Raw genomic sequence first — 5,589 nt, forward strand, 5'->3', positions numbered from 1 at the left:
GGCCGACGGCAGATGAAAAATGTGAGAGTTGCGGCGGGAAAGATACCCATCGACCCAGATAGACGAAGCTACCTAGAGCTAAACGCAAAGAGATAGCTCGTATTTTCCGGCTGAGCGTTGCGGCGGCCGCCGCGGCCGGGGCGGTCGGCTTATCCGCGAACACAGCAGCCAAAGGTGCAATCGACTAAGTGAGCGCCTCGCCGCCGCTCGCCAGGCCGCGCTGAACCTGATCAGCTATACCGTTATACCGAGGGCTACCGGGCCTGGAAGAAACTGTCACTCAACGGTTTTCACCATGCACACATCAACCATGACAAGACCCTGGTCATGACAAGACCCTGGTTGATCCGCCTGTGGTGGAAGCCGTTGAGCGACAGCTTGTTATAGGCCTTCCAGCCGTCGGAGTAGACGCTCGAGTCCAGCTCGACGTTCTCCAGGATCGCGCCCAGCAGGTGCTTCTCGCTACAGTTGGGCGGCAGGCTGACGCGCACCCCGCCGCCCCGCTCGAGCAGCCCGAAGACGGGGATCTTGCCGCCGGCGCCCCGGCTTCGCTTTCCTTTACGATGGCCGCCGAAGTAGGCCCCATCGACTTCTATGTGCTTGTCGAATGTGCCCCTCGAGTTTCTCCAGCTCGGCCTCCCGAGCGGCGGCGCTGCGCTATCTCATTGCGTTTCTCCGGCGGCAGCTCGTTGCGGCGCCCCCGGGGACGATGGTAGAACAACTTACCGCAGCGCTTGCACATATGACGCCCGTCGTCCAGCGGTAGTGTAGCGATAGTTACACTTCGGACACTTGACGTGCCTGTCGGGGTCACTCTTTAAGCCATCTGCCACATTGCCCCCTTTATTGGTGGCAGGATAACAGACTTGTTCACGCCGATATATGTACCCAACTGTAATACCTGATGTTCATCTTCTGTGATGATCCCTAAGCATTTTTAGAGAAAGTTCCTGTCATAATATGAAAATCGTCTCTGGCGGAGCGGTTGTTATTGTCTTGTGCTAAGAGATAATGAAGACATTAATGAAGTGACTATGTATATTAGGCAGATTCCAATACGTACCAATTTCGCAGTTATTATCATCGATCATCCCTACAGCGGACCAACACGGCGGTTGCCCGGAAGCGGGCCGACCCGAAGGTCGGCCCCTACAGAGGGTGGATGCTGTACTGTAAGCAAATATCAACCGTTCTGTCCGGGAGGACCTTCAGGTCCCCCGGGAATTCACCGCTATCCGGTTTCATCACGAGACCGACCGACACCAGCCGCCCCTACCGGAGTTGATCGTTATCAACCGATTTGGACCGGCAGCATGACCCCCGCCTTCGACATCCCCCGACGGCGCGAGGACGTCGAGGCCGCCGAGGCCCGACTGTCGACCTACGCCGCCCGCTCCGCCGCCGCCCGGCGCCGGGACCCGGACTACACCCCGGACCCCTACCGTTCCGAGTTCGCCCGGGACCGCGACCGCGTCCTCCACGCCCGGCACTTCCGCCTGCTGATGCACAAGACCCAGGTCATGCCCGGGCCGCCCCACGCCCGCTACACCACCCGGCTGACCCACACCCTCGAGGTGATGCAGGTGGCCCGCTCGATCGCCCGGACCCTGCGGCTCAACGAGGACCTGACCGAGGCGATCGCCCTGGGCCACGACCTGGGACACTCGCCCTTCGGCCATGCCGGCGAAGATACACTGCGCGAGCTGATGCGCGACGCCGGGGGCTTCGAGCACAACGAGCACTCCCTGCGCGTTGTCGACGAGCTCGAGGGGTTGGACCTGACCCGGGAGACGCGCCAGGGGATCCTCTGCCACACGGCCTATGACGCCGCCGACTACCCGGAGGGTCGCGAGCTGCCCGCCGCTTTCCTCGAGCTGGGCTATTCCGCCAAGGGGCGGCCCTTCACCGAGCCGCGCAGCCTCGAGGCCCAGGTCGTCGATCTGGCCGACGAGATCGCCTACCTGGCCCACGACACCGACGACATGCGCCGGGCCGGTCTGTTCGACGCCGGCCGCGCCCCGATCCCCGCGCGCCTGGCCCACTTCCTGCGCTCGCCCAAGCGCGAGACCCTGGGCACGCTGATCCGCGGTGTCATCGAGCACGCCGCCGGACAGCTCCGCGCCGCCGCCGCCGCCGGGATCGATCATCCCGTCATCGACTACCCCGAGGACCTGGGCCGCCTGGTGACCGAGTTCAAGGGCTTCAGCCGCGAGCGGTTCTATCACCATCCACAGATCGCCGCCCAGTGCCGCCGGGCCGAGGACATCCTGCACTCCATCTACCGCCACTGGGAGGCCTATCCGCCCGCCGAGGTCCGGGAGCGCGGCTACGCCGGGGCCGACGAGCGCGCCCGGCGCCGCCTGCTGCTGGACCACCTGGTGGCCCTGACCGACCCCGAGGCCGCCCACCTGTACCGCCAGTTGAACCTCTTCTGATACCAGTCGACTCACCGAAGCCGGGCCGCCCGGGTAAGCTCTGCCGCTGTTGCCCAGCCCCTGCTCTGCCCGGGCGCCGGGGGCGAGGTAGCGCTCGAACCAACCCGACCAACGACCGGCTTGCGCGACCGGCTCGCGCGACCGGCCCGCACGACCGGCTCGCACGACCGGCTCGCACGACCGGCCCGCGCCGGTCGGTTTTCGCAAAATGCACATTTTCCTGTACAGTAATGAAAGACCAAGCTATACTGAACTAAGATAACCGTCAGCGGGCGTTACTTAGACCCGGTCTTACCGAACCCGTCCATCCGTCCCGAGGAGCTGCCGTATGAAGCGTAGCGTCTTGTTATTAATTACCATCGTCCTGGTCACGGCCGCCGGGGCCGAGCTGATCTACGCTCAGAGCTTCGCCATCGCCGACGCCGTCATCGGCCTGCCCAGCACCACCTACGGCGCGTCCTACATGCTGGCCGACGACTTCGCGGTGCCCTGCGACTCCACCGTGGATCGGGTGGTAATCTGGGGCATCTTCCAGGAGGTCCAGCAGATGTCGGACTTCTGGGTCCGCCTGTTCACCGACGACGGCGGCGAGCCGGGTACGGAGCTGGCGGAAGTTTTCGTCGGCGCCAACTACATCACCTTCACCGACACCGGCGAGGCCTTCGGGACCGCGGAGATCTTCGAGATCGACATGGACCTGACGGCCGCCGGGGAGGAGCTGGACCTCGACGCCGGCCAGCAGTATTGGTTCAGCGCCCAGGCCCAGTACGACTACCTCTTCTACTGGGTCTGCCCCCTGCACGCCGAGTACGAGATGGTTCACCTCTCCAGCGACGACGGCGCTACCTGGGAGAGCTCCTACGAGGAATGGGAAGAAGAATACGACGCCTTCTTCGAGCTCCACGGCGACGTGACCGCCGTCCAACCCGCCTCCTGGGGCCGGATCAAGGCCCTGGACTAACCGAGCGCCCCACCAACCACGGTGACCGAACCGGCCCCCCGGGGCCGGTTGTTCTGTGGTCGAGATCATCAGTGCCGGTGAATGCCTCGCCCCTCTAACGGGTTTCCCGAGCAACCCGGCAGAGCCGATGCCGTCCCACAGATCAGCAGGATAAGCAGCATGACGGACAACATGATAATCATTCTGAAATCGCGGTGTGCGTACGTTATACTATTACTTGGTACCCTTGGATTACTCTGCGGAATAACGAAGCCACGATAAAGCGGAAGTTAAAAGTCATGCAAACCAAAATCATCATTTTCTCAGTCGCCTGCTGCTTTCTGATCGGCTCTGGAGCGGCCGCCGCGTCCGAGCTCGGTAAGCCGCCCGAATTAGCCCTCAGCGGCGGCGCCGAACCGACCAACGACGAAAACGCCCACTGGCAGGTCTACGACGACGGCGGCGAGAACGTCTTCGCCTGCTGCTGGACCACCTGGTGGCCCTGACCGACCCCGAGGCCGCCCACCTGTACCGCCAGTTGAACCTGATCTGAGCCCGACCCCAGGTTAGCCCGGGATCGGCGGCGAGCTCCGGAAGCCAAGAGTGGGTTGCGTAACACCAGCAACCGGCGCTGGGACCGGTTTTCTTCCGGCAGGGGACGGAAGAGTCGAAGGAAATCAGTTATACTTAGCATCATAGATGATCCTGGACCAATCAAGCAGCACCATTCATTCAACGCTACTCAATAAACAACCAAGCTATCAACAAAACCAGTCAGCCAGGGAAGTCGAGCAAGCGGCGGATAGAGCGGGTCGTTGATAATCGCCTTGACTGATGGCTTGAACATACGGCGATCAATCCCCCTTATCTGTTTGTCAATCGGCGCCTTGCGTTCTAGGTTCCCTCAACGTTGCTACGGCGGCGGGTTTGTGCTCGAACTGGCCCAGCTTACATGAGCCGGCAGCTCGAGCAACTGATAACCAAAGCTCAATCGCCACAATCAGCTTGAACGCTGCGCATCCACCAGCCTTATCATTGACTGGAACAGCAAGTCTTTTCGACAGCCTTCGGCACATCGGAACTAAGTGATCCCGAGCAAAACCGAAGCAGACCAGCATCCCCTCTCGGAAGGCAGTCTCGAGCATGAAACAGATTTCACTGATCCTCGTCATCCTCGTTGGCCTGGCCGCGGCCGAGGTCCTCTGGGAGAACCCCTACGGTTTTAGCGAAGTCGAAGGCGGCTACAGCGCCTACGACACCACCCACAGTCTGGATGACTTCGTTCTCGACAGCCAGTCCGACATCGAGGCCTTCGTCACCTGGAACATCTACGACGGCTCCCACCCCCGCGACCTGCTGGTCGCCCTCTCATACGACGACGGCGGGGTTCCGGGAAGCGTCTTCTGGGCGGTCAACGTCGACGCCGCCGACATCACCACCACCGACACCGGCGAGGATCTCTACACGCTGGACATAATAGAGACCCGCCTCGAGCTCGATCCCGCCGATGTCTACGAGGACTTGGCTCCGGGCACCTACTGGTTCGAGGTCCACGACCAGGGCGACGACCTGTTCGCCTGGCTCTACGAGAACGGGGGCAACATGCACGTCAACGACGAAGACAAGGGCGTCTCGGCCTTCTTCGTCGTCGAGGGCACGCCGAACAGCGCCGTGGTCGGAAGCTCCTGGGGCCGGATCAAGGCCCTGGACTAACCGAGCGCCCCACCAACCACGGTGACCGAACCGGCCCCCCGGGGCCGGTTTGTTCTTTGTTTGTTCTTTAGTTGTTCATTAGTTATTCTTTGGTTGAGACATCAGTGCCGGTGAATGCCCCACCCAAAAAAATATTTCCCGAGCAACCCGGCAGAGCCGATGCCATCCCACAAACTAGCAATATGACAGACAATATGATAGTACATTTGAAATCGCGGTCTGCGCACGTTATACTATTAGTTGGTAACAGCAGATTACTCTGCGGAAAAAAGAAGCCACTATAAAACGGAGGTAAAAGTCATGCAAACCAAAGCCATCATTTACTTCGTCGTCTGCTGCTCTCTGATCGGCTCTGGAGCGGTCGCCGCGTCCGAGCTCGGCAAGCCGGCCGAATTGGCCCTCAGCGTCGGCGCCGAACCGACCAACGACGAAAACGCCCACTGGCAGGTCTTCGACGACGGCGGCGAGAGCGTCTTCGCCTGCGTCCTCGACGGCAGTTCA

6 protein-coding genes are annotated in these 5,589 nt (G+C 61.6%); 5 read left to right on the forward strand and 1 reads right to left on the reverse strand.

Annotated features, from left to right (window positions below):
* Nucleotides 1-290 precede the first annotated feature (290 nt).
* A complete protein-coding gene (locus GF399_12125; protein MBD3401059.1) occupies nt 291-596 on the reverse strand; it encodes a hypothetical protein in 306 nt (101 codons plus the stop codon).
* A 717-nt stretch (nt 597-1,313) separates the two neighbouring features.
* On the opposite strand from GF399_12125, the gene dgt reads away from it, so the two are divergent.
* The 5 genes from dgt to GF399_12150 form a co-directional block, all read left to right on the forward strand.
* Nucleotides 1,314-2,435 carry a dNTP triphosphohydrolase gene (dgt, locus tag GF399_12130; protein ID MBD3401060.1) on the forward strand — a complete coding sequence of 374 codons (1,122 nt, stop codon included), beginning with the start codon at nt 1,314-1,316 and terminating at the stop codon, nt 2,433-2,435.
* A gap of 328 nt (nt 2,436-2,763) precedes the next feature.
* Nucleotides 2,764-3,396 (forward strand): hypothetical protein, encoded by a 633-nt coding sequence (locus GF399_12135; GenBank protein ID MBD3401061.1) that lies wholly within the window; start codon nt 2,764-2,766, stop codon nt 3,394-3,396.
* 278 nt (nt 3,397-3,674) lie between these two features.
* The gene (locus GF399_12140) at nt 3,675-3,881 is read left to right on the forward strand and encodes a hypothetical protein (protein ID MBD3401062.1); all 207 of its coding nucleotides are present in this window, start codon (nt 3,675-3,677) and stop codon (nt 3,879-3,881) included.
* A gap of 637 nt (nt 3,882-4,518) precedes the next feature.
* Nucleotides 4,519-5,088, forward strand: a complete 570-nt coding sequence (locus tag GF399_12145) for a hypothetical protein (GenBank protein MBD3401063.1) — start codon at nt 4,519-4,521, stop codon at nt 5,086-5,088.
* 300 nt (nt 5,089-5,388) lie between these two features.
* On the forward strand, nt 5,389-5,589 hold a 201-nt coding region (locus GF399_12150), incomplete at its 3' end, for a hypothetical protein (GenBank protein ID MBD3401064.1).

The sequence above is a fragment of the Candidatus Coatesbacteria bacterium genome, assembly GCA_014728225.1.
Classification (GTDB): Bacteria; RBG-13-66-14; RBG-13-66-14; order RBG-13-66-14; family RBG-13-66-14; genus WJLX01.

Bases quoted from the DNA above. Each gene is read 5' to 3' on its own strand.
- dgt (MBD3401060.1), top strand. From the start codon at position 1,314: ATGACCCCCGCCTTCGACATCCCCCGACGGCGCGAGGACGTCGAGGCC.
- GF399_12135 (MBD3401061.1), top strand. From the start codon at position 2,764: ATGAAGCGTAGCGTCTTGTTATTAATTACCATCGTCCTGGTCACGGCC.
- GF399_12140 (MBD3401062.1), top strand. From the start codon at position 3,675: ATGCAAACCAAAATCATCATTTTCTCAGTCGCCTGCTGCTTTCTGATC.
- GF399_12145 (MBD3401063.1), top strand. From the start codon at position 4,519: ATGAAACAGATTTCACTGATCCTCGTCATCCTCGTTGGCCTGGCCGCG.